Annotated in this window: 25 protein-coding genes; 5 read left to right on the forward strand and 20 right to left on the reverse strand. The window is 64.7% G+C overall.

All coding sequences use genetic code 11. The features are described 5' to 3' along the window. Positions 1-6: 6 nt before the first annotated feature. Both QTI66_RS37025 and QTI66_RS37030 read right to left on the reverse strand, forming a co-directional pair. Positions 7-300, reverse strand: coding sequence for a hypothetical protein (locus QTI66_RS37025; protein ID WP_286565361.1), 294 nt, complete (start codon positions 298-300; stop codon positions 7-9). Between the two features lie 266 nt (positions 301-566). After that, on the reverse strand, positions 567-1,349 hold the full coding sequence (locus QTI66_RS37030; RefSeq protein ID WP_286565363.1) for a YoaK family protein: 783 nt from the start codon (positions 1,347-1,349) through the stop codon (positions 567-569). A 141-nt stretch (positions 1,350-1,490) separates the two neighbouring features. On the opposite strand from QTI66_RS37030, the gene QTI66_RS37035 reads away from it, so the two are divergent. After that, the gene (locus tag QTI66_RS37035) at positions 1,491-1,913 is read left to right on the forward strand and encodes a universal stress protein (RefSeq protein WP_286565364.1); all 423 of its coding nucleotides are present in this window, start codon (positions 1,491-1,493) and stop codon (positions 1,911-1,913) included. Positions 1,914-2,058: 145 nt separating this feature from the next. Here QTI66_RS37035 and QTI66_RS37040 read toward each other — a convergent pair whose 3' ends face one another. Then, the gene (locus QTI66_RS37040) at positions 2,059-2,187 is read right to left on the reverse strand and encodes a hypothetical protein (protein ID WP_286565365.1); all 129 of its coding nucleotides are present in this window, start codon (positions 2,185-2,187) and stop codon (positions 2,059-2,061) included. Continuing rightward, positions 2,184-2,705, reverse strand: a complete 522-nt coding sequence (locus QTI66_RS37045; protein ID WP_286565366.1) for a universal stress protein — start codon at positions 2,703-2,705, stop codon at positions 2,184-2,186. The genes QTI66_RS37040 and QTI66_RS37045 overlap by 4 nt, the downstream gene beginning before the upstream one ends. Positions 2,706-2,882: 177 nt before the next feature. Between QTI66_RS37045 and QTI66_RS37050 the strand changes: the two genes are divergently transcribed. After that, the gene (locus tag QTI66_RS37050; protein ID WP_286565367.1) at positions 2,883-3,467 is read left to right on the forward strand and encodes a hemerythrin domain-containing protein; all 585 of its coding nucleotides are present in this window, start codon (positions 2,883-2,885) and stop codon (positions 3,465-3,467) included. 17 nt (positions 3,468-3,484) lie between these two features. On the opposite strand, the gene QTI66_RS37055 is transcribed toward QTI66_RS37050, so the two are convergent. Beyond that, positions 3,485-4,288, reverse strand: coding sequence for a Rossmann-fold NAD(P)-binding domain-containing protein (locus tag QTI66_RS37055; RefSeq protein WP_286565368.1), 804 nt, complete (start codon positions 4,286-4,288; stop codon positions 3,485-3,487). 128 nt (positions 4,289-4,416) lie between these two features. Here QTI66_RS37055 and QTI66_RS37060 point away from each other — a divergent pair, with 128 nt between their 5' ends. Beyond that, complete coding sequence (locus QTI66_RS37060) at positions 4,417-5,151, forward strand: Crp/Fnr family transcriptional regulator (protein ID WP_286565369.1); 735 nt, start codon at positions 4,417-4,419, stop codon at positions 5,149-5,151. A 3-nt stretch (positions 5,152-5,154) separates the two neighbouring features. On the opposite strand, the gene QTI66_RS37065 is transcribed toward QTI66_RS37060, so the two are convergent. The 3 genes from QTI66_RS37065 to QTI66_RS37075 all read right to left on the reverse strand — a co-directional run bounded on the left by QTI66_RS37065 (position 5,155) and on the right by QTI66_RS37075 (position 8,581). Then, entirely contained in the window at positions 5,155-7,200 is a 2,046-nt protein-coding gene (locus QTI66_RS37065; protein WP_286565370.1) for a PAS domain S-box protein, read from the reverse strand. Between the two features lie 2 nt (positions 7,201-7,202). Beyond that, complete coding sequence (locus tag QTI66_RS37070; RefSeq protein ID WP_286565371.1) at positions 7,203-7,940, reverse strand: response regulator; 738 nt, start codon at positions 7,938-7,940, stop codon at positions 7,203-7,205. Positions 7,941-8,029: 89 nt separating this feature from the next. Then, complete coding sequence (locus QTI66_RS37075) at positions 8,030-8,581, reverse strand: hemerythrin domain-containing protein (protein ID WP_286565372.1); 552 nt, start codon at positions 8,579-8,581, stop codon at positions 8,030-8,032. A gap of 404 nt (positions 8,582-8,985) precedes the next feature. On the opposite strand from QTI66_RS37075, the gene QTI66_RS37080 reads away from it, so the two are divergent. Continuing rightward, positions 8,986-9,180, forward strand: coding sequence for a hypothetical protein (locus QTI66_RS37080; protein WP_286565373.1), 195 nt, complete (start codon positions 8,986-8,988; stop codon positions 9,178-9,180). Positions 9,181-9,206: 26 nt separating this feature from the next. Here QTI66_RS37080 and QTI66_RS37085 read toward each other — a convergent pair whose 3' ends face one another. The 10 genes from QTI66_RS37085 to QTI66_RS37130 form a co-directional block, all read right to left on the reverse strand. Beyond that, positions 9,207-9,551: a VOC family protein gene (locus QTI66_RS37085; protein WP_286565374.1), complete on the reverse strand. Its 345-nt coding sequence runs from the start codon at positions 9,549-9,551 to the stop codon at positions 9,207-9,209. A gap of 10 nt (positions 9,552-9,561) precedes the next feature. Continuing rightward, complete coding sequence (locus QTI66_RS37090) at positions 9,562-9,759, reverse strand: dihydrofolate reductase family protein (protein ID WP_286565375.1); 198 nt, start codon at positions 9,757-9,759, stop codon at positions 9,562-9,564. 5 nt (positions 9,760-9,764) lie between these two features. Continuing rightward, on the reverse strand, positions 9,765-10,124 hold the full coding sequence (locus QTI66_RS37095; protein WP_286565376.1) for a dihydrofolate reductase family protein: 360 nt from the start codon (positions 10,122-10,124) through the stop codon (positions 9,765-9,767). A 116-nt stretch (positions 10,125-10,240) separates the two neighbouring features. Beyond that, on the reverse strand, positions 10,241-11,491 hold the full coding sequence (locus QTI66_RS37100; protein ID WP_286565377.1) for a phenylacetate--CoA ligase family protein: 1,251 nt from the start codon (positions 11,489-11,491) through the stop codon (positions 10,241-10,243). Between the two features lie 16 nt (positions 11,492-11,507). Further along, positions 11,508-12,320 (reverse strand): ABC transporter ATP-binding protein, encoded by an 813-nt coding sequence (locus QTI66_RS37105; protein WP_286565378.1) that lies wholly within the window; start codon positions 12,318-12,320, stop codon positions 11,508-11,510. Between the two features lie 42 nt (positions 12,321-12,362). Further along, complete coding sequence (locus QTI66_RS37110) at positions 12,363-13,679, reverse strand: ABC transporter substrate-binding protein (protein ID WP_286565379.1); 1,317 nt, start codon at positions 13,677-13,679, stop codon at positions 12,363-12,365. A gap of 47 nt (positions 13,680-13,726) precedes the next feature. Then, on the reverse strand, positions 13,727-14,791 hold the full coding sequence (locus QTI66_RS37115) for a branched-chain amino acid ABC transporter permease (RefSeq protein ID WP_286565380.1): 1,065 nt from the start codon (positions 14,789-14,791) through the stop codon (positions 13,727-13,729). A gap of 2 nt (positions 14,792-14,793) precedes the next feature. Then, a complete protein-coding gene (locus QTI66_RS37120) occupies positions 14,794-15,723 on the reverse strand; it encodes a branched-chain amino acid ABC transporter permease (protein WP_286565381.1) in 930 nt (309 codons plus the stop codon). Between the two features lie 282 nt (positions 15,724-16,005). After that, entirely contained in the window at positions 16,006-16,821 is an 816-nt protein-coding gene (locus QTI66_RS37125) for an ABC transporter ATP-binding protein (protein WP_286565383.1), read from the reverse strand. Further along, a complete protein-coding gene (locus QTI66_RS37130; protein WP_286565385.1) occupies positions 16,818-18,782 on the reverse strand; it encodes an AMP-dependent synthetase/ligase in 1,965 nt (654 codons plus the stop codon). The genes QTI66_RS37125 and QTI66_RS37130 overlap by 4 nt, the downstream gene beginning before the upstream one ends. Positions 18,783-18,902: 120 nt before the next feature. Between QTI66_RS37130 and QTI66_RS37135 the strand changes: the two genes are divergently transcribed. Then, the gene (locus QTI66_RS37135) at positions 18,903-19,505 is read left to right on the forward strand and encodes a hypothetical protein (RefSeq protein ID WP_286565386.1); all 603 of its coding nucleotides are present in this window, start codon (positions 18,903-18,905) and stop codon (positions 19,503-19,505) included. A gap of 17 nt (positions 19,506-19,522) precedes the next feature. Here QTI66_RS37135 and QTI66_RS37140 read toward each other — a convergent pair whose 3' ends face one another. Together QTI66_RS37140 and QTI66_RS37145 are read right to left on the reverse strand one after the other, a co-directional pair. Then, positions 19,523-20,539, reverse strand: coding sequence for a glycerophosphodiester phosphodiesterase (locus tag QTI66_RS37140; protein ID WP_286565387.1), 1,017 nt, complete (start codon positions 20,537-20,539; stop codon positions 19,523-19,525). Positions 20,540-20,573: 34 nt separating this feature from the next. Beyond that, the gene (locus tag QTI66_RS37145) at positions 20,574-21,065 is read right to left on the reverse strand and encodes a hypothetical protein (protein ID WP_286565388.1); all 492 of its coding nucleotides are present in this window, start codon (positions 21,063-21,065) and stop codon (positions 20,574-20,576) included. Positions 21,066-21,287: the final 222 nt, after the last annotated feature.

Consider the following 21,287-nt stretch of genomic DNA (forward strand, 5'->3'; position numbering starts at 1 on the left):
GTCTCCCTAATGTTCCGTCGACTCAGCATCGACTTGCACCGCATCCACCGATTTCCCGGGAAGGTTCTCTGCCAGCGCGCAGGTGCGCGTTCCCACAGCCGCCTTGCCGCTCGCCGTCACGCACGTCACCGTGGCATGCCCCGCGTAGCTGGTACGACCTCGCAGGTGCAGGACGGGAGGGATGTCCGCTTCGATGAGCCTGGCAGCACGGAGCACGCGACATCTCTCGATGTCGTCGTTCCCGTCGAGCTCTGTCGGAAGCTGAGCGCAGCTCAGGCGCACGAGCAGGTGCATGGGCATTGCTGCCACTCCTTGGCTTGGTCCGCTTCCAACAGAACACTTTTGAAGTGGACGCAACGGTGCATAACCGTTGAGCATGCGCAAACTGCGCGAGCCGGTCTGTACGCTGCCGCACATCTGATGAATGGAATTGGGGCCGAGCGCTTTTGCATGAGCCGACAGGCGCCTCGTTCTCTACGGACATTCAACCTGATTCGTCGTGTTCAACGTACCGTCGACATGGAGGCAGTGCCCGCCTGTCCAGCGCATGTGCAAGTCCGCACCCCTCAATCCTTCCAGTTCCTCCCCAGCGGCCCCCTCAACAAACCGCGTGACCGCGGCAAGTCCCTCAACAACGGCGGCACCGACAGCCCGAGAAGCAGCGCCGCAAGCGGCACCACGAAAACAAATCCCGCGTACTTGAAGCCCAGCGCGCCCGTCCCCCCGCCCAACACGAACATCGCGACCAAACCGCCGGTGATACCCATCCGGCGAAGATTGAGCTCGTGCAGCATGCGCGGCGGCAGCCTGCCGCTGCGGGCCCAGTAGAAGCGCTTGCCCAGCTCCATGCCGAGATCCGTGATGTTGCCGGTCATGTGCGTCGTGCGCACGCTGCCGCCGGAGGTCTTGGAGCCCACGGCGTTCTGGAGGCCCATGATGAAAGACAGGAGCAGCACGGTGAGCGGCACGGCAAAGGGCGTGGACCATGTCAGCGTGATGGCGCCGGCCAGCCCGAAGGGAAACATGAGTGCCGCCTCCAGCAGCAGTGGCAGCGCATAGACGCTGTGCAGGCGATGGTGGCGGCTCCAGTTGACCAGGATGGCGCAGACCGCCGCGCCCGAGGTGAACGCCAGGATGGCACCCACGGCGTTCAGCACCAGCGTGATGTTTCCGAGCACCAGTCCGTCGGCCACCTGCGACGCGAATCCCGTCATGTGCGAGGTGTACATGCGAAGCACGAGAAATCCCCCGGCATTCACTGCGCCGGCGTTGAAGGCGAGCAGCAAGCCCAGCCACACGTTCGTCGAGGGCGCGCGATGGCGATTGGTCAGCAGGAGAAGACGACGCATCCAGGCCTTTCAGTGAATCCACTTCGCAATTGGAAGCGGCGCAACAGTTGATCTGTTTGCGCTGGCGCAAAGCTTTTTCTTGGCGCATGGCCGACCATGTGCACAGCTTCCCCGATTCGCTATTGGAAAGAAAAGGCGCACATGAAAATCCTGCTTGCCGTGGACGGCAGCGAATACACGCGGCGCATGCTGTCTTTCGTGACCACGCACAAGGACTGGTTCGGTGAAGCCAGCCACTGCACCGTCTTTTACGGCGTGCTCGCCGTGCCACACCGGGCCGCAGCTTTCGCCGGGCCGGACCTGGTCCATGCCTACTACAACGACGACGCCACGGCGGTGCTCGACCCGGTGCGCGATTTCCTGGCGGGGCACGGCATCGAGGCGAAGTACGTCCACGAAGTGGGCCACCCCGCCGCAGCCATCGCCAAGCTGGCCGAAGACGGCCAGTTCGACCTCGTCGTGGTCGGCTCGCACGGGCACGGTGCCTTCAGGAACCTCGTGCTCGGATCGGTGGCCACCAAGGTGCTGGCCAGTTGCAGCGTGCCGGTGCTGGTGGTGCGCTGAAGCACGCGTGCAGGAGAAGTTGCCATGAAAACTCAAGCCGTCGTCCAACTCATTGGATTCGTCCTGCTCACCCTTTGCGCGACAGCCTTGCTCATCGCGGCCGGCCTGAACGGCTAGCAGCGTCAGACATGCGGCGACTCTTTCATCATGAATCGATCGCCAGCAGCCGGTCGATGAAAGCCAATTGTCCTTCGTGAATGCGACTGCGCGCCGCTTCGGGCGTGAACCCGAGCGCAAGGCCCGTGACCGGCGCAGCGCCCGATGGCTTGTTCATCTCCTCGCGAGTGACGCCCATCGGGCACTGACCTTCGTGCCGGCCTGCTCGGCCTCGATCACCGCGACCGCTTCAGGTGCGCGCACCAGCAGCACCGGCACAGGTGCGTTCCGAAGCACGTTCTCCGCGCCGCTGCCCATCACCAGGCGCCCGATGCCGCGGCGGCCGTGGGTGCCGAGCACAATCAATTCGGCGGGCCACTCGATCGCCTCCGATGCGACCGAATCGGCCAGCTTGCCATTGAACTTGTCATGCAGCACCGTCTCCGCCGGCACGCCGGCTTCGCGCGCCGTGGCGCTGGCCTGTTCGAGCAGGTGTTCGCCGTTGGCGCGAAGGCTGTTGAGCCAGTCGCCAGCGTAGCCCGCATAGGCATCCATCGTCATCGCGAAGGAGAGTTCGTCGATCACGTAGAGCAGGCGCAGTTGTCCCTTGGTCAACTGCGCCAGGCGAATGGCTTCGGCCAGGCCGAGCATCGACGTCTCGCTGCCGTCGATCGGAACAAGGATGCGTTGGTACATGGCGGTTCCTGCGTGTGTGGATGCCGCCAGTATCAAAAGAGTCGCCGCCATGCGTGTTGATCTGGCGCAACCCGCAGCGAAGTCACAGGGCGACGCGCGCCTTTCTTGATCTGCCACAAGGTCTGCACCGGGCGAATGCGCGAGGCTGGGTGTCTTGATGATGAAGGAGCCAAGGAAATGCACGAGACAACCCGGATCATTCGCGACGAACACGCAGCGCTGTCGGCCATGCTGCGTTCCATTCTCCTGCTGCTGGCCGAGCACCGTCGCAAGGGCAGCTTGCCGGACTTCGCGTCGCTTCGGGCGATGCTTTTCTATGTGGATGAATTTCCGGAAAAGCGGCATCACCGCAAAGAGTCGGAGCTGCTTTTTCCCAAGCTGCGCGCGCGCACCCCGATATCGCGCGAACTGCTCGACCGGCTGGACGACGACCATGCGCGCGGCGAGCGCAAGATCCGCAATGTCGAACACGCCTTGCTCGCCTTCGAAATGCTGGGCGAATCGCGACGCGAACAGTTCGAGACGGCGGTGGAGCGCTATGTCGACTTCTACCTGGCGCACATGGCCATGGAAGAGCGGGAGATCCTGCCGCTGGCCGAACGTGTGCTGACAAGCGACGACTGGGCCGAGCTGGACGATGCCTTCGGCAAGAACCGCGACCCGCTCACCGGATGCGAACCGGAAGAGGAATACCGCGCGCTGTTCACGCGCATCGTCAACCGCGTGCCGGCGCCCATCGGGCTGGGGCCCGAGGAGGGCTGAGGCACCACGCAAGCCGTTCAGGCACGCGCGATGCTGTCGAGCAGCAGCGCCTGCATGACGCTCCGGTGATTGTCCGCGCGCCGCTCTTCGTCGAGCGGCCCTGTTCTCGTGCGCAAGGGCCACGCCTGCGGGTGCGTGGCGTCAACGACGAAGGTCGCATCGCTGCCGGCGGCCGCCAACGCATTGCCCGACAGCACGTCGAAGCCGATCTGGTGCGCCGCGGACATGAAGGCTCGGCCCCGCGACGCGTCCCGGTCGCCGAGCAACCGGATCGACAGCGGCGTCGAGGGCGGCAGGGGATGCTCGTAGAGCGTCAACAGGTCGGCCACCACGCGCACCGGATGGCGGTCCAGGTCCAGCCCGTCATACACCGGAACGCCCGCGTGCCTGCCGATCTCGCGCACCATCGGTGCCGGCATTGAATCGCAATCGATGGCGTCGTATAGGCGCCCCAGCGTGCGGGCCAGCGCCTGAACGTCCTGCGGCATCCCGGCTTCCACAAAGCGCACCCGCGCCACGCGAATGCCGAGCTCCTGCGCGGCGCGATGCAAGGCGGTGGGCCCGGACGGCGGTGCGGCGGCCGACAGCAGCGCCATGTTCTTGCCCGCCAGCGGCTTGAACGACGCGCTCGCACGCAGGCTTGCCCTGATGCGACGCGCCGCGGCAAAAAGCTCCAGGATGCCAGCCGTCGCCAGCGACTGGCTTGTCGTCGAAGCAAGGACAGGATCGAGAGACAGGGGACTGCTGGTCACAGCGGCAACATTAGGGCCTGCGCCGCGCGTGGACTTGATCGGGATCAAAAGACGTGTGCTTCGCTGCATGAGACGCCGTTCTGACACAAAGCATTCACGCACTGTTACCCAGGCGCCCCTGATCGTCGCGGACCTGTTGCAGTGGCTTCCTAAGCTTCAGTCCATCCCACGGATCCCACGGCGGCAAGGAGCCAGCGATGAACGAAGCAACCAACTCACCCGGTTCCAGTCCCTCCGGCGTTCGCCGTATCGCCGACATGCTCAAGGTCGTGCAGGACGCCCTTCCCATCCAGCGGCGCGTCGTGCACGCGGGGGACACGGTCTACCAGGTGGGGCAATCCTTCGGCTGCCTCTACATCGTGAACACCGGCTTCTTCAAGATGGTCAATCTCTCGGGAGAGGGGCGCGAGCAGGTCGTCGGCCTGCATTTCAGGGGCGACTGGATGGGCCTGGACGGCATCGCCAGCGGCCAGTACGGCTGCGACGCCGTGGCCATGGACACGGGGGAGATCTGGGCGGTGCGCTACGACGCGCTGCTGCAGGCGGCCGTGCAAACCCCGGCGCTGCTGGTCGTGATGCACGAGGCCATGAGCCGCGAACTCATGCGCGACCACGACTCGATGCTTTCCCTGTGCACCTTGCCCGCCGACGCACGCGTGGCCGGCTTCCTGCGCTATTGGGCCGATGCGCTCGACCAGCGCGGACTGCGCACCGACCAGTTCACCCTGCGCATGACGCGCGCGGAGATCGGCAACTACCTGGGCATGACGCTGGAAACCGTGAGCCGCGCGCTGTCACGCCTGGCGCGTGGCGACGTCATCCGCTTCACCGACAAGGCGCGGCGCGACATCCACATTCCGCAGGCGGAGGCGCTCGCCAGTTTCATCCGCGACGTGAGCGCGCCGGCCATGGGCGCAGTGGCCCTGCATTGAGCGTCACCGGGCCGCGTTGAGCACGCGCGCCATCGCGCTTTCGAGTTCGCCGCGCGTGCAGGGCTTGCGAAGCAGGTCCCAGTCGGACGGATCGTCGAGCAGTTCATTCGAGTAACCCGACATCAGCAACACGGGCAGGTCCGCATGGCGTGCCCGCACGATCTCGGCAAGGTCGGTGCCGCGCAAGCCGGCACCCAGCACGACGTCGGTGAGCAGCAGGCCGAAGGGCGTGGCTGCATCGAGCACCTGCAAGGCATGTTCGGCGTCCGCGCAAGCGACCACCTTGCAGGCCATGGACTGGAGGAAGGCCTCGATCACGCGGCGCACTTCCACGTCGTCCTCCACCAGCAAGACGCGCAGGCCGGGGGGCACGTGTCCGGGCTGGGCGTGCGCGAGTTCTTCGTCGCCGGTGCCTTTCTCGTCGACGCGCGGCAGGTAGAGCATGACCGTGGTGCCGACACCGGGCGTACTGCGCAAGGCCACGGCGCCGCGCGACTGCCTGGCAAAGCCATACACGGTCGCCAAGCCCAAGCCCGTGCCGCGCCCCGCTTCCTTGGTCGTGAAGAAAGGCTCGAACACATGCTCCCGCACGGCCTCCGGCATGCCCACGCCGTTGTCGGCAATGGTGATGACGACATAGCCATCGGGCAGCGAAGGCCCGCGCTCCGCGCCAGGTTCCGAAGGCAGCGATGGCCTGGTCTCGCAGGCGAACCCGATGGTGCCGCCCTGCGGCATCGCATCGCGGGCGTTGATGGCGATGTTGAGCAGGGCCGATTCCAGTTGCACCGGGTCGGCCATGCACAGCAGTTCCTGCGCCTCAAGCGTGATGACGATGCGCTGGTCGAGCGTGCGGCGCAGCATGTCGGTGAGCGATCGCAGCAGCGCCGCCGTGTCGACCACCAGCGGCTGCAGCACCTGCCGGCGTGAAAACGCCAGCAGCTTGCTGGTGAGTTCCGCGCCGCGCCGTGCGGCGCGTGATGCGGCGCCCACCAGTTGCTGCACCATTGCGTCATTGGCATAGGCCGGCGCTTCTTCCAGCACCTGCAGGTTGCCCGAGATGACGGTGAGCAGGTTGTTGAAATCATGCGCCACGCCGCCCGTCAGTTGCCCGACGGTTTCCAGTCGTTGCGCGTGGTTCAGCGCCTCTTCGCTGCTGGTGCGTTGCAGCACCGTGGCGAGCAGGCTCGACAGGGACTCCAGGAAACGCACCTCGTCATCGCCGAAGCGCTGGGGCGTGCGCGAGCGCACCGCCAGCGTGCCGATGGTGCGGCCGCGGTCCGACAAGGGCACCGACAGCTCGCACACCATTCCCGCCTTGATGTAGTGCGCGGGAATCCTGAAGCGCTTTTCAGTGGCGTAGTCGGCCATCAGCACCGGCTCGCCGTGCGTCACCACGTGGCCGGAGGGCGAGCCGGGCTCGTTCGCGATGTGCTGGCCGACGACTTCCTCGTCCAGCAAGCCGACGCCCGACGCGATGCGGAATTCCTCGCCGTTCGACTCCAGCAGGAGGATCTTGGCCATCTCCACCTGCAGCGCCTGCGCGGCGATGGCAGGCACCAGTTCGAGCAATTGATGCGAGCCGCGCGCCTCCACCGCCTGGCGCCCGAACTGCGCGAGGTATTCGGCGTAGCGTGCGCGTTGCAGTGCCTGCTTGACGCGCGGGTAGTCGCCAACGCTGCGCACCGCCGCCACGACGTAGGGCAGGCCATGGTCCTGCAACGGGCTGAGCGCGATCTCGACCATCACCTCGCTGCCGTCCTTGCGTCTGGCGACCAGTTCCATCTGTGTGCCCATGGCGCGCGCGCGCGGGTGCGCCGCATAGGCGTTGCGATAAGCGGCATGGCGCGGCCGGATGGCATCCGGCACGAGCTGGTCGACGGGCAGGCCGACCAGTTCATCGGCGGCGTAGCCGAGCAGGTCGAGCGCCGTCGGGTTGGCCAGTCGTATGACGCCTTCCCGGTCGACCAGCAGCAAGGCGTCGGGGTAGGCCGCAAAGAGCGAGCGGAACAGCGCGCCGTCGTCCAGTTCCGCAGGCGAGGGCGCGGGCATGCTCAGCCCGCCTCCACCTTCGGGATGAGGATGTAGCCGGCGCCGCGCACGGACTTGATGAGCTGCGGGTTGTCCGGGTCCGCCTCGACCTTGCGGCGCAGGCGTCCGATCTGCACGTCGATGGTGCGATCGAACGGACCGCCATCGCGTCCGCGTGTTTCACCCAGCAGGAAGTCGCGCGACAGCACGCGGTTGGGGTGCGTCGCAAGGGCCTTGAGCAAGTCAAATTCACCCGTGGTGACCTGCACTTCGACGCCGCTCGGGTTGAAGAGGCGGCGGGCCGCGGTGTCGAGTTGCCACTGTGCGAAACGCAGCACGCCGGATGGCTCAGGTGCCGGCGCCGCCGTTGCCGGGCCGCTCGGGGCCGGCGGCGCGATTCGCCGCAATACCGACTTGATGCGCGCCAGCAACTCGCGCAGGTCGAAGGGCTTGGTGACGTAGTCGTCGGCGCCGACTTCCAGGCCCACCACCTTGTCCACTGCGTCGCCCCGGCCGGTGACGATGACCAGCCCGCACTGCCAGTGCTCGCGCAACTGGCGGGCGATGGCAAAGCCGTCTTCGCCGGGCAATCCAAGATCGAGCAGCACGAGCTTGGGAGGGTCGCACGCCATCAGGTCCATCAGGGCCGCGCCGGAGTGGACCTGGCTGACGCGAAAGCCGTTGCTTCCAAGATAGGCTGCCAATAGTTGCGTGATGTCGGGTTCGTCGTCCAGAACCGCAAGATGTGTAGAAACGTTCACGCGTGAATCGTAGCCGCGCGCATGGCTGGCAACAACAGGAAGGCCCCGGGCATTGGCCAGGGGCGTGCCGGTGTCGCCATGCGGCGGCGCTACGCGAGCGTGTCCGCGGACATGTGCTTGCGCAGTTCGCGATAGTCGTGGCCGGGTCCTTCCCCGAACAGGGGATCGGCGGGAAACGGCGCAATCTTTGCGATCGCCTGCCAATCGACCGCGGTCAGCAATTGCGCGGCCCGCGGCAGGATCAGCCGTTCCTCGGTGGCGAGGTGGTGGCGGTAGTACACCAGGTAGAGCGCTGCGGCGGCTTCCACGGCCGAACGCAGAACCACGGCGTCGGCAATGATTTCCTGGAGGCGGTGCACGAGTTCTTCACCGGCCACCGCCATGGCCCGATGCTCCTGCTTGAGCCGGTTGATCGGCAGCCGCAGCGCCGCATCACGCTGCACCAGTCGCGCGAAGGCGGCGTCCTCGAAGCGATGGTGCGAGCGGTCTCCGAACTCACGCAGGTACGTGACGATGTCGAGCATGAGGCTGAAGTCCGGACTTCCATCGTCGTGGAAACGGGTGAGCTGTTCGTCGAGCACGTTCAGGAGCCGGGAGAAGTTGACATGCTCGGCATGCCATTGCGGGATGAGGCTGGTCATGGTCAGTCCCGGGGCTTTGCAGGACCCGGCGGTTGCGGGCGGCGCAGCCCTTCTGATGTGGCTTGTGCGACATCGCCGTTTCGATCAAGGCGGGGTGTCGCCGACGGTGACCTGGTGACCGTGCGCACCGTGCGGCGCAAGACGGGTCGCGAGGGCATGCGGAACACGGGGGTAAGCAACATGGCTGGCCTTTGAGGCAGTTCTGATGAGTCACAGTGTGGGGATTTCGTCGATGCGTAAATTGATCCACATCAATGAGTGTGCGTGCGACCCATGCACGCATGGAAACACGCACCGCGCATGTGGACGTCTTTGACGCGACGCAGCGCCCGCTGGAAGATGTGATGTCGTGCCGCGCCCGGACCCCGGCGTGGCGAGTTCAGGCTGCACAGGAGGACCGCACCATGCCCGATGACATCAGCACCTTGTGGGTAAAGACAGCGTTCGACTGGCAGCGCGCTGCCTTGGGCCTGGCGTTGCAGACGCAACAGGGCCAAGTGCAGGCCCTCTGTGCCTGGCAGGACGCGGCGGGCGAGATTTACCGCGACATGTGGGACCGCTGGATCTGCCGCTTCGGCGGAGGCGTTCCCATCGACTGAGCCCCGGGGCCAGCCATAGCTCGAGGCTACGACCGCTTGGCGCTGGCAAACACGATCAGGTTCTGATCGGGGTCTCGCATCCGCATGATGAAGAAGTCCTTGGCTTCTTCGATCGGCCCGGGCGCCAGGCCGGCTTTCTCCAGCCGGTCCCTCTCGGACTGCAAGGGAATCACACCCAGCGAGAGCGTGTTGGCGCCTGCGTGTTCCTTGTTCTCGAAGAGCTGCACCTCGGCGCTTTCGGTGAACTGCCATTCCACCAGCCCCGGCATGGGGCGGCGAATCGCCGGCATTCCGAAGAGCTTTTCGTACCAGGGCTCGCTCACGCGCAAGTCGGAGCAACTGATGTTCGCGAAGATGGTTTGAATGCCCATGGCCAGCACCTCAGTTGTTCGTTCGGTAGTACAGGACGACGTTGCCATTGCCAAAGCGCCGCTCGTTCATGAGTTCAAGCGTCAGCGGCCTTGTCATGCCCTCGAACATCGTGCGCCCCGCGCCGAGCGCCAAGGGGCAGAGCACGATCTGGAACTCATCGACCAGGCCGGCGCCGGCGAGCTGCGCCACGACCTTGCCGCTGCCCATGACGATCAGGCCGGGGCCGAGTCTTGACTTTTGAGTTCGCGCACGGCGTCGAGCAGGCCGCTGCCGACCACGCGCGTGTTCTGCCACGTCACGTCTTTCAGGGTGGTCGAGAACACGACCTTGTGCGATTCGTTCATCGAGCGTGCGACCTCGGGCATGGCCTTCGCAGCAGCGGGCGTGGGCCAGAACGAGGCCATCATCTGGTAGGTCACGCGGCCGAAGAGCATGGTGCCGCCCTTGCCCGCATTGGCGTTCGTGAACGCCATCCACTCGGGATCGGACTTGTGCGCCCAGTTCATGTCACCGTTCGCGTCGGTGAAGTAGCCGTCGAGCGTGATGTTGTTGAAGACGGAGAGCTTTTGCATCGCGACAACCTCTCTGCAATTCATGCAAGTGGCGGAAGCTGCGAAGAATAGGGCGAGCTGGGGCGCGCGCCAAGACGCTCCCAAGTCATGTTCGTTGTCGGATGGCGCCTACGCCACTATCGATAGCTGCGCGCGTCCTCGATCACCTTGCCGTCATTGGGCAAGTTGCCGGGTTCGACCCATTCCACCGTGCCACGCAGTTTCGTCACCTCGCGGATGGCCTCGATCACGCGTTCGGCCATTCCGGCCGGCGGGTTGAGGCATTCGATCATCAGCTTCATGCGGTCGTCCGCCATCTCGCCTTCAACGACCAGGCGCGCGCGCCCCAGCTCCGGAAAGCGCCGCACCACATCGGCCACCTGGCCCGGATGCACGAACATGCCGCGCACCTTCGTCGTCTGGTCCGCGCGGCCCAGCCAGCCCTTGATGCGTGCGTTGGTCCGGCCGGTGGGGCAGGTGCCCGGCAGGATGGCCGAGAGGTCGCCGGTGCCAAAGCGCACGAGCGGGTAGTCCGCGTTGAAGGTGGTCACCACGACCTCGCCCACTTCGCCTTCGGGCACCGGGTCGCCGGTGCCGGGCCGCACGATCTCGACCAGCACGCCCTCGTCGATGACCAAGCCTTCGCGCGCTGTGGTTTCGTAGGCGATCAGGCCCAGGTCCGCGGTGGCATAGCACTGCGCGACATGCACGCCGCGCTCGGACAGCCAGTCGCACAGGCTCGGCGGACAGGCTTCGCCGGACACCAGTGCCTTGGTCATCGACGGCAACGGAACTTGCAGTTCGGCCGCCTTCTCGATGATGAATTTCAGGAAGCTCGGCGTGCCCGCATAGCCGGCCGGCCTGAGTTCGGCGATGGCCTCCACCTGCTGCTCGGTCTGGCCGGTGCCGCCGGCAAACACGGTGCACCCCAGCGCGTGCGCGCCGGTTTCCATGATCGAACCCGCGGGCGTCATGTGGTAGCTGAAGCAGTTGTGCACCAGGTCGCCCGGCCTGAAGCCCGCTGCAAACAGCGCGCGCGCGGTGCGCCAGTAGTCCGGTGCCGCACCTTCGGGTTCGTAGATGGTGCCGGGACTGGCGAACACGCGCCGCATCAACGGACCGCGCGAGATGGCTGCAAAGCCGCCGAACGGATCGCTTTGGCGCCGTTCTTTCTGAAGGGCCAGCAGTTCCGACTTGCGCGTGACGGGCAGCTTCGCCAGTGCGTCGCGAGAGTTCACCGCGGCGGCGTCCACGCCGGCAAGGATCTGCGCAAAGGCCGCAGATTCCGATTGCGCGTGCGCGATCTGCACCGGCAGGGCCGCCAGCAATGCGCGCTCGCGCTCGGCCGGATCGCGCGTCTCCAGGGAATCGTAGTGCTCGTTGCTCATAGGTTGTGACTCGGGGTCAGGCCAGCCATCGCTTGCGTCGCTTGTAGCTCTTCACGTCCCTGAAGCTCTTTCGGTCCGCACCGCCCACGCCCAGGTAGAACTCCTTGACGTCTTCGTTCTCGCGCAGGCTCTTCGCCTCGCCGTCCATGACCACGCGGCCGTTCTCCAGGATGTAGCCGTAGTCCGCGTAGCGCAGCGCCATGTTGGTGTTCTGTTCGGCCAGCAGGAAGGTCACGCGCTCTTTTTCGTTGAGGTCCTTCACGATGCCGAAGACCTCGTCGACGATCTGCGGCGCCAGGCCCATCGAGGGCTCGTCGAGCAGCACCATGCTCGGGTTGGCCATCAGCGCGCGGCCGATGGCACACATCTGTTGCTCGCCGCCGGAGGTGTAGGCCGCCTGCGAGGTGCGGCGCGTCTTCAGGCGCGGAAAGTAGGCGTAGACCTTTTCCAGCGTCTCGGCCACCGAGCCCTTGCCGTCCCTGCGCGTGTAGGCGCCGGTCATGAGGTTTTCCTCGATGGTCAGGTGGGCGAAGCAGTGACGCCCTTCCATCACCTGTATCAATCCGCGCTGCACCAGCGCCGCAGGCGAGAGCGCTTCGATGCGTTCGCCGCGCAGTTCGATGGTGCCCTTGGTCACCGCGCCGCGCTCGCCCGCAAGCAGGTTGCTTACGGCGCGCAGCGTGGTCGTCTTGCCGGCGCCGTTGCCGCCGAGCAGCGCGACGATGCCGCCTTCGGGCACGCTCAACGACACGCCTTTCAAAACCAGAATGACGTGGTTGTAGATGACCTCGATGCCGTTGACATTGAGAAGGGTGTTGGGCGTGCTCATGGTGTGGAGTGACGGCCCGCAAAGGCCGCCACGGTCAGTTCATCAGGACTGGCAATCGGCGCCGTCGCGGCGCGTCAGCTTCTTCTCGCCGATGTATTTGTCGGCAGCGGTCTTCACCATCGGCTTGATGATCTGCTCATCCGCCTGGTACCACTCCGACATCGAACCCCACTGCGTGCCGTCCCAGGTATGGATGCGTGCCCAGGTCGAGCCCATGTGGTCCTGGCACGACGTGCCCACCGGACGCAGCACGCCCGAGAAGCCCAGCGCATCGAGTTTCTTCTGGTCCAGCGCCAGGTTCTCCAGGCCCCAGCGCACCTGCTCGCCGGTCATGACCTTGCCCTTGCCGAAGCGCTCCTGCGCGCGGCGCACGGCCTCGATGCCGAACATCTGGATGATCAGGCCGCGCGTGTACAGCACCGAGCCCACTTCTTCCTTCGGCCCCGTGCCCTGGCCCTTGTCGTGCACCGTCTTCAGGATGTCCTGGATCACCTTCGGCTGCGTTCCCGAGGTGTTGAGCGCGAGCGCGTTGTAGCCCTTGGCATTCGCGCCGACGTCCTTCACGTCCGGCTCGGCGCCCGACCACCACACGCCGTACATCTTCTCGCGCGGGTAGCCGGTGGCCACGGCTTCTTTCAGCGCGGTGGAGTTCATCACGCCCCAGCCCCACAGCAGAACGTAGTCAGGCCGCGACTGGCGCACCTGCAGCCAGGCAGACTTCTGCTCCACTCCGGGCGCCGTGACCGGGATCAGCGACAGCTCGAAGCCATTCATCTTCGCGCGCTCCTGCAGCAGCGGGATCGGCTCCTTGCCGAAAGGCGAGTCGTGGTAGACGAGGGCGATCTTCTTGCCCTTGAGCTTGTCCATGCCGCCTTCCTTCTTGCCGATGTGCTGGATCAGGATGTCGGCCGCGGTCCAGTAGCTGCCCATCAGCGGGAAGTTCCACTTGAAGGCGCCGCCGTCCTGCGAGGCCGAGAGGCCATAGCCCAGCGTCACCAGCGGAATCTTGTCGGCAGGCGCCTTGTCGGTCAGCGCGAAGGTGATGCCCGTGGCTTGGGGGTCGATCATCGACGCGCCCTTGCCCTTCAGGCGCTCGTAGCACTCCACGCCCTTGTCGGTGGCGTAGCCGGTTTCGCACTCTTCATAGCTGATCTTCACGCCGTTGATGCCGCCTTGCGCGTTGATCATCTTGATGTAGTCCTGCTTGCCGTTGGCCCACGGCGTGCCATTGGGCGCGTAGGGGCCGGTGCGGTACACCAGCAGCGGGAAGAACTGCTCCTTGGCCTGCGCGAAGGCGGGCGCCGCGCCCACCAGCGCGGACACCGCTGCAATGGCCAGTGCGATTGATTTCAGCTTCATGGTTTTGTCTCCAGATGGAATGGGCACGTCGAGGTGCAGGTTTGAAATCAGTGGGGGAAGGGCCAGAGGCGCAGCTTCTCTTTTCCGGTCGACCACAGCCGCGCGAGGCCATGCGGTTCGACGATGAGGAAGAACACGATCAGCGCGCCGAAGATCATGAATTCGAGGTGCGAGGCCAATGCCGTCGAGATCGAGAAGCCGAGCCAGCCCGGCACCTGGTTGAGGAACAAGGGCAGCAGCACGATGAAGGCAGCGCCGAAGAAGCTGCCCATGATCGAGCCGAGTCCGCCGATGATCACCATGAAGAGCAGCTGGAACGAGCGGTCGATGCTGAAGGCCGCCGGCTCCCACGCGCCGAGATGGATGAAGCCCCACAACCCGCCGGCCACGCCGACGATGAAGCTGCTCACCGCAAAGGCCGTGAGCTTGGCGTACACCGGGCGAATGCCGATGACGGCCGCCGCGACGTCCATGTCGCGCATCGCCATCCACTCGCGGCCGATGGCGCTGCGCACCAGGTTCTTGGCCAGCAGCGCGAAGACCACGACGAAGACGAGGCAGAACAGGTACTTCTGCACCGGCGACTCGATCGGCACGCCGAACACGTTGAGCCCCGCCACGCTCACCGAGCCCGACGCCGAGTTGTTGGTGAACCAGTTGATGCGCAGGAAAGCCCAGTCGGTGAAGAACTGCGCTGCCAGCGTCGCCACGGCAAGGTACAAGCCCTTGATGCGCAGCGACGGAATGCCGAAGAGCACGCCGATCACCGTGGCGCACAGCCCGCCGAGCAGCAGCGATGCGATGAGTGGCATGCCGTCGATGCGCACCTGGAAGTTGTAGGCCGCGTACGCTCCCACCGCCATGAAGGCGCCGGTGCCCAGCGAGATCTGGCCGCAATAGCCAACGAGGATGTTCAGGCCCAGCGCAGCGAGCGACAGGATGAGGAAGGGCGTGAGGATGGCGCGCATCCAGTAGTCGGACACGCCCAGCGGCACGACGATGAAAGCCACGAGCAGCAACGCGAGGATCGCGATGCGGTCCTGCAGGATCGGGAAGATCTGCTGATCGGCGCGGTAGCTGGACTTGAACTGGCCGTTTTCTCTGTAGAACATGTTCAGACCCGATCGATGATCTTCTCGCCGAACAGGCCTTGCGGGCGAACCAGCAGGAACACCAGCGCGAGCACGTACGCAAACCAGATCTCGATGCCACCACCGAGCATCGGCCCGAGATAAATCTCGGACAGCTTCTCGCCCACGCCGATCAACAGCCCGCCGATGATTGCGCCGGGAATCGAAGTCAGCCCACCAAGGATCACCACCGGCAATGCCTTGAGCGCCACCAGCGACAGCGAGAACTGCACGCCCAGCTTCGAGCCCCAGATGATCCCCGCCACCAATGCTGAGAATCCCGCCACCGACCACACGATCACCCAGATGCGACTGAGCGGAATGCCAATCGACTGCGCCGCTTGGTGGTCATCGGCGACAGCGCGCAGCGCGCGCCCCGTGGCCGTCTTCTGGAAGAAGATGGCCAGCACCACCACCAGGGCCGCAGCCACGAGCGCCGCCACCAGGTCTTCCTGGCTCAGCAGAAGGCCGCCCTGGAAGGTGCTTTCCAGCACCATCAGCGGTTCCTTCGGCATTCCGATGTCGATCTTGTAGATGTCGTTGCCGAACAGCGTCTGGCCCAGGCCGTCGAGAAAGTAGGCGATGCCCAGGGTCGCCATCAGGAGCGTGATGCCTTCCTGGTTGACCAGCTTGCTGAGCGCCAATCGTTCGATGAGCCAAGCCACGACGACCATGATCGCCATCGCGACGATGAAGGCCAGGATGTTGGCGAGCACCTTGCTTTCGAAGCCGAGCCAGTGCGGCAGCCACTCCGAGAAGCGCGCCATCGCGAGGGCGGCAAAGAGCACCATCGCGCCCTGCGCGAAATTGAAGACGCCCGAGGCCTTGTAGATCAGCACGAAGCCGATGGCGATGAGGGAATAGAGCATCCCGACCATGAGGCCGCCGAAGAGGGTTTCGAGGAAGAAGCCCATGGTCAGTGTCTTTCGCTCTCGCCCTTTGGGCGAGGGGTGGGGTGGGGTTTGCTCCCTCGCCCCTCCGGGGAGAGGGGGCAAGGGTAGGTTTTGCTCCCTCGCCCCTCCGGGGAGAGGAGGCGAGGGTGGGTTTTGCTCCCTCGCCCCTCCGGGGAGAGGGTTGGGGTGAGGGGCATGGGCCTTTCCATCGCCCTGAATGTTCGAAGGCCCGGTGCCCTCACCCCGGCCCTCTCCCGGAGGGAGAGGGAGGAAGTCCGGAGGAAGAAACGCGGGGAGGTCATGTCAATGCTCCGTCCCCAAATACGCGCGAATCACGTCTTCGTTGTTGCGCACTTCATCCGGTGTTCCATCGCCGATCTTCTTGCCGTAGTCCAGCACCACGACGCGGTCGCTGATGTCCATCACCACGCCCATGTCGTGCTCGATCAGCACGATGGTCGTGCCGAACTCGTCGTTCACGTCGAGCACGAAGCGGCTCATGTCCTGCTTTTCTTCCACGTTCATGCCCGCCATGGGCTCGTCGAGCAGCAGCACCTGCGGCTCCATGGCCAGGGCACGTCCGAGGTCGACGCGCTTTTGCAGTCCGTAAGGCAGGCGGCCCACCGGTGTCTTGCGGTAGGCCTGGATTTCCAAAAAGTCGATGATGTGCTCGACGAATTCGCGGTGCTGCAACTCCTCGCGCTCCGCCGGGCCCCAGCGCAGCGCCTGTGCCAGCAGCCCGCTCTTCATCTTCAGGTTGCGCCCGCTCATGATGTTGTCGAGCACGCTCATGCCCTTGAACAAGGCCAGGTTCTGGAAGGTGCGCGCCACGCCCATCTCGGCCACCTGGCGCGAGTTCATGTGCTTGAAGGTCTTGCCCCGAAAGGTGATGGAGCCCTGCTGTGGCTGGTACACGCCGTTGATGCAGTTGAGCATCGAGCTCTTGCCCGCGCCGTTCGGTCCGATGATGGCGCGCACCTCGTGCTCGCGCACGTCGAAGCTGATGTCGGTGAGCGCCTTCACGCCGCCAAAACTCAGCGAGATGTTCTGCACATCCAGCACGACGGGCTGCAGCACGCTGCGGTCGCGAACCAGTGTGGCGGGCGCTTCGATTTTCATGCTGCTGCCTTCACCGCCGGGAAGCGCTTGGCTTCGATGATCTTCAGGGTGGCGCTCACGACGCCCTGTCGTCCGTCCTCGAACTTCACCTGGGTCTCGATGTACTGTTCGGTCTTGCGGCCATAAAGCGCATCCACGAGCACCGCGTATTTTTCCGCGATGAAACCGCGGCGCACCTTGCGTGTGCGCGTGAGCTCGTCGTCGTCCGGATCGAGTTCCTTGTGCAGCACCAAAAAGCGCGCAATCTGCGTTTCGGCCATGCCGTCTTCGGCCGCTAGGTCGGCATTGACCTTGGCAATGCATTCGCCGACGAGCGCCAGCACTTCCGGCTTGCCCGCCAGGTCCACATAGCCGCCATAGGGAAGTCCGCGCCGCTCGGCCCAGTTGCCCACGGCCTCGTAGTCGATGTTGATGGCCGCGCACACTTCGTCGCGGCCGTTGCCGAAGCACACGGCTTCCTTGATCTGCGGAAAGAACTTGAGCTTGTTTTCGATGTAGTTGGGCGCGAACATCGCGCCGCCATTCAGGCGCCCTACGTCCTTGGCCCGGTCGATGATGCGCAGGTGGCCTTCGCTGTCCAGCACGCCCGCGTCGCCGGTGTGGAAGTAGCCCTCGCTGTCGAGCACTTCGGCCGTTGCGTCGGGGCGCTTGTAGTACTCCTTGAGCACCGAAACGCCGCGCACGAGGACCTCGCCGTTGTCCGCGATGCGCAGTTCCATGCCCGGCGCCGCGCTGCCCACGGTCTGCAGCTTGACCTTGCCGTCGCGCTGCAGGCAGACGTAGGCACAGGTCTCGGTCTGGCCATAGAACTGCTTGAGGTTCACGCCGATGGAGCGATAGAAGCGGAACAGGTCCGGGCCAATCGCGGCGCCTGCCGTGTACGCCACGCGGATGCGGCTCATGCCCAGCACGTTGCGAAGCGGCCCGTACACCAGCGCGTTGCCGATGGCGTACATGAAGCGGTCGCCGAAAGACACCGTCGCGCCATTCATGATGTCCGCACCCACGCGCTGCGCGAGCGCCATGAACTTCGCATAGAGCCAGCGCTTGGGCGCGGCCGCGTCTTCCATGCGGATCGACACGGCCGTGAGCAGCCCTTCGAACGTGCGCGGCGGGCCGAAGTAATAGCTCGGCCCGATCTCGCGCATGTCGTTCATCACCGTCTCGGCCGACTCCGGGCAGTTGAGCGTGAAGCCGCCCACCAGCCACTGCGCGACCGAGAACAGGTGATCACCCACCCACGCCATCGGCAGGTAGCTCATGATGTTGTCGCCCGGGCCGAGCTTGTCGGTCTCCACGCCGCCGCGACCCGCCGCGATGAAACTCGCGTGCGTCTGGCACACGCCCTTGGGCCGGCCGGTGGTGCCGGAGGTGTAGAGGATCACGCCCACGTCGCCGGGCTCGACGCTGGCCACGGCCTGCGCGAAGTGCTCCGGGTTTTCTGCATCGAAGGCACGGCCCAGCTCGCGCAGCGTGTCGAAGCTGATCAGCCCCGGCTGGTTGTAGTTGCGCAGGCCGCGCGGGTCGTCATAGATGATGTGGCGCAGGCCGTGCTGCGTGTTGTGCTGCAGCTCGCGGCATTCGAGCAGCTTGTCCACCTGCTCCTGGTCTTCGGCGATGACGAACTCGATGGCTGCGTCGTCGAGCATGAAGACCATCTCGGAAGCCACCGCGTCCTGGTAGAGCGGCACCGGCACGCCGCGCAGGCTCTGCGCCGCCACCACCGCCATGTACAGGTGCGGCCGGTTGGCGCCGACGATGGCCAGGTTGTCCAGGGGCTTGAAGCCCAGGCTCGCCAAGCCGCAAGCGATCTCGCGCACTTCCTGCGCGGTTTGCTGCCACGTCCAGGTCTGCCAGATGCCGAGGTCTTTTTCGCGCACGGCTGGCGCTTGGGGCCGCTGCGCTGCGTGATCGAGCAGCAGTCGCGGGAAGGTGTTGGAGCGGTGGAGGTTGGTGTCCAAGATGCGGCTGAATGTAAGTCTGCGCTTTGACGTTGCCTTGTCGTTCCAACGACAATCCTGGGGACACTACTCCCCGGAGTTTCCCGAGGTGCCCGGGCGAGGTCACTACACTCGCGCCCCATGGAAATACTCGTGGGCCTCGGGCTGCTTCTGCTGGCCGTCAACATCTTCAGGGCCAGGGGCCAGCGTCGTCGCATCGCCTTGTTGGGCAGTCATCTGGGCAATTTCCAGATCGAGAAGCTCATGGAACGGCTCACCGACGGCTACCTTCGCTGCCTCGACGAAGCCGACCCCGAGCGCCGCGCGCAAATCTGGAACGTGCTCGCCGGCACCGAGCAGGACCTGTCGGCGCAGTTCCGGCGCTTTGCCGACGGGTTTGCGCGCGTCGACGCGACGCAGGCCCGCGTGAGCAAGCTGCCGCTGGCCGACCCGCTCTTTCCTTCAGCCACCTTCGATGCGCGGCAGGCCTTTGCCATCCACGCCCGGGGCATCGAAAACGCCGCCGCCAACCGGCTCGGGCTGGAGCCCAAGGCCAAGGCTTTCATGATGTCGGCGGAACTGTTCCTGATGCAGCACACCTGCCACTGGTTCTGCCGCTCGAAAACGGTCGCGTCGGCGCGGTTGCTGGCGCGGCACAAGACTTCGTACCAGTTGGCGCTCGACTCCGTCTCGCCCGCCACGCGCGCCGCGTACCTGCAGCTGGTCGGCGGAAGGTCAGACTAAGTCATTGACCTTGAACATCACGGTTGATGGCTGATCGGCGTTGGATCCGGAACGGACAGGCCCCGTTTCTGCAGGACGTCGCGGGCGAGATCCGGGCGGTCCGTTACAAGCCCATCGACGCCCATGTCAAGCATGGTCTCCATCTGCCGGGGATCATTGACCGTCCAGGCCAAGACAGTGAGGCCCAGCGCCTGGGCTTCTTGCACCAGCGGCTTGTTCAGCGCTTCCCAGTCCGACGACCATGTGTGTCCGCCTGCAGCCTTCACCATTTTTGGAACCGATCCATAGTTTCGAATCAGGTGACCAGCCGTCCAGGCCGGGTTGGTCGTGTTGTTCGTGTTGCGGCGTTCGATGGTCAGGTAGACAGTCGGGATCTCAGGGGCTTCTTTTTGCACGACCTGAAGAGTTCGCCAATCAAAGGACAAAACGGAGGACCGCTTTTCGACGCCTGCGTCCTTGATTGCCGAGATGACAGCGCGTGCGAACACTTCGGGGGAGACAGTCTCGTTGGGGGCTGCAGGTGACAGCTTGGTTTCAATGGCGAAGCGTACCTGCGTATTTCCGGATCGCTTCACGAGGTCGAACAGGTCCGTGAGACGGGGTATCCGCGTCCCCGGGCTTGCTTTCTGATATGGGAATTGTTGAGCGTAGCCCGTGCCTGGCTTGAGTGTGCCGACATCGAATTTTTGTAGCTCTTCGAACGTGAGGCTTGAAATTGCAGGACCGCGGGCATCCAGGAACTTGCCATCAGGATTGCGCGTGATGTCCGGATTGAGTGTTGGGTCATGGGAGAGCACGAGCACACCGTCCCTGGTAATGCCAATGTCGAGTTCGAGCGTCGTAACTCCAAGACTGAGGGCTGTGGCGAAGGACGCCAGGGTGTTTTCGGGCGCCAATCCCCGCGCACCCCGGTGTCCTTGCAAGTCGATCTGCCTGGAAGGCTGCTGGGCGACTGCCAAAGGGGCGTTGCAGCCCAGGCCGAGAAGACACAAGGCAAACAGGAGGGCGGAAAAGGTTAGGCGATCCGGTGTCATGTCGTCCTTTCACAGATTGATTGCCGCGTCGCGCCTATTTCTTCTTCATCGAGAAATCGCGTCCATTGAGAAGTCCGGTGAACGTAGTCCCATCCGTTGATTTCAGGCGCATCGTCGTGTCCTTGCATCCAGCGAGCGTCGCCTCGCGCATGACGACGAACTCGAGCTCGTCGGCTGAAGCCTTTTTGATGGCGATCGGGTACTGGCGCCCCACGCAGGGATCGTTGCGATTTTGAGAGTTCATGTCCCAAGTGCCGGCGTCACCCTTGATGACAACCGTCCCGTCGCGTTCGGCGCCGCGCTCTGTCTTGAAGGTTGCTTGCCATGACCCTTCGTGCGCGCCGCTTTGGGCCCGGGCGCCGGCCGCTGCCAGCATGCTGGCAGCGGCCAGGAGCGCGACATCAAGAAGCAAAGAATTCGTTGTCATGAACCCTCCTGTTGAGGCAACGATGTTAGAACTTTGGTTTCCATGGCGCAATGAAGATCGGGGTAAGCCGCCAAGGTGGCGACGAATCGTTTTGCGCATCTCGCTGCGATCTCTACGGTCAGTGCAGTGACGGTGGTCATCAAACTGAACGTCGGCAACGCCTGAAACCTGACCTCGGCACTTTGCCCGACGTCAAACCGCTGGACCTCGAAACTTGATAAACATCTAGCCCACGAGGTCGGCCTCCGTTCACGGGGCTATCGTTTGGATTCCAGTTCAACCGATGGTCCACATTGAAGGAGGCCGACATGAAACTGTACG

It is taken from the genome of Variovorax brevis (assembly GCF_030317105.1).
Taxonomy (GTDB): domain Bacteria; phylum Pseudomonadota; class Gammaproteobacteria; order Burkholderiales; family Burkholderiaceae_C; genus Variovorax; species Variovorax brevis.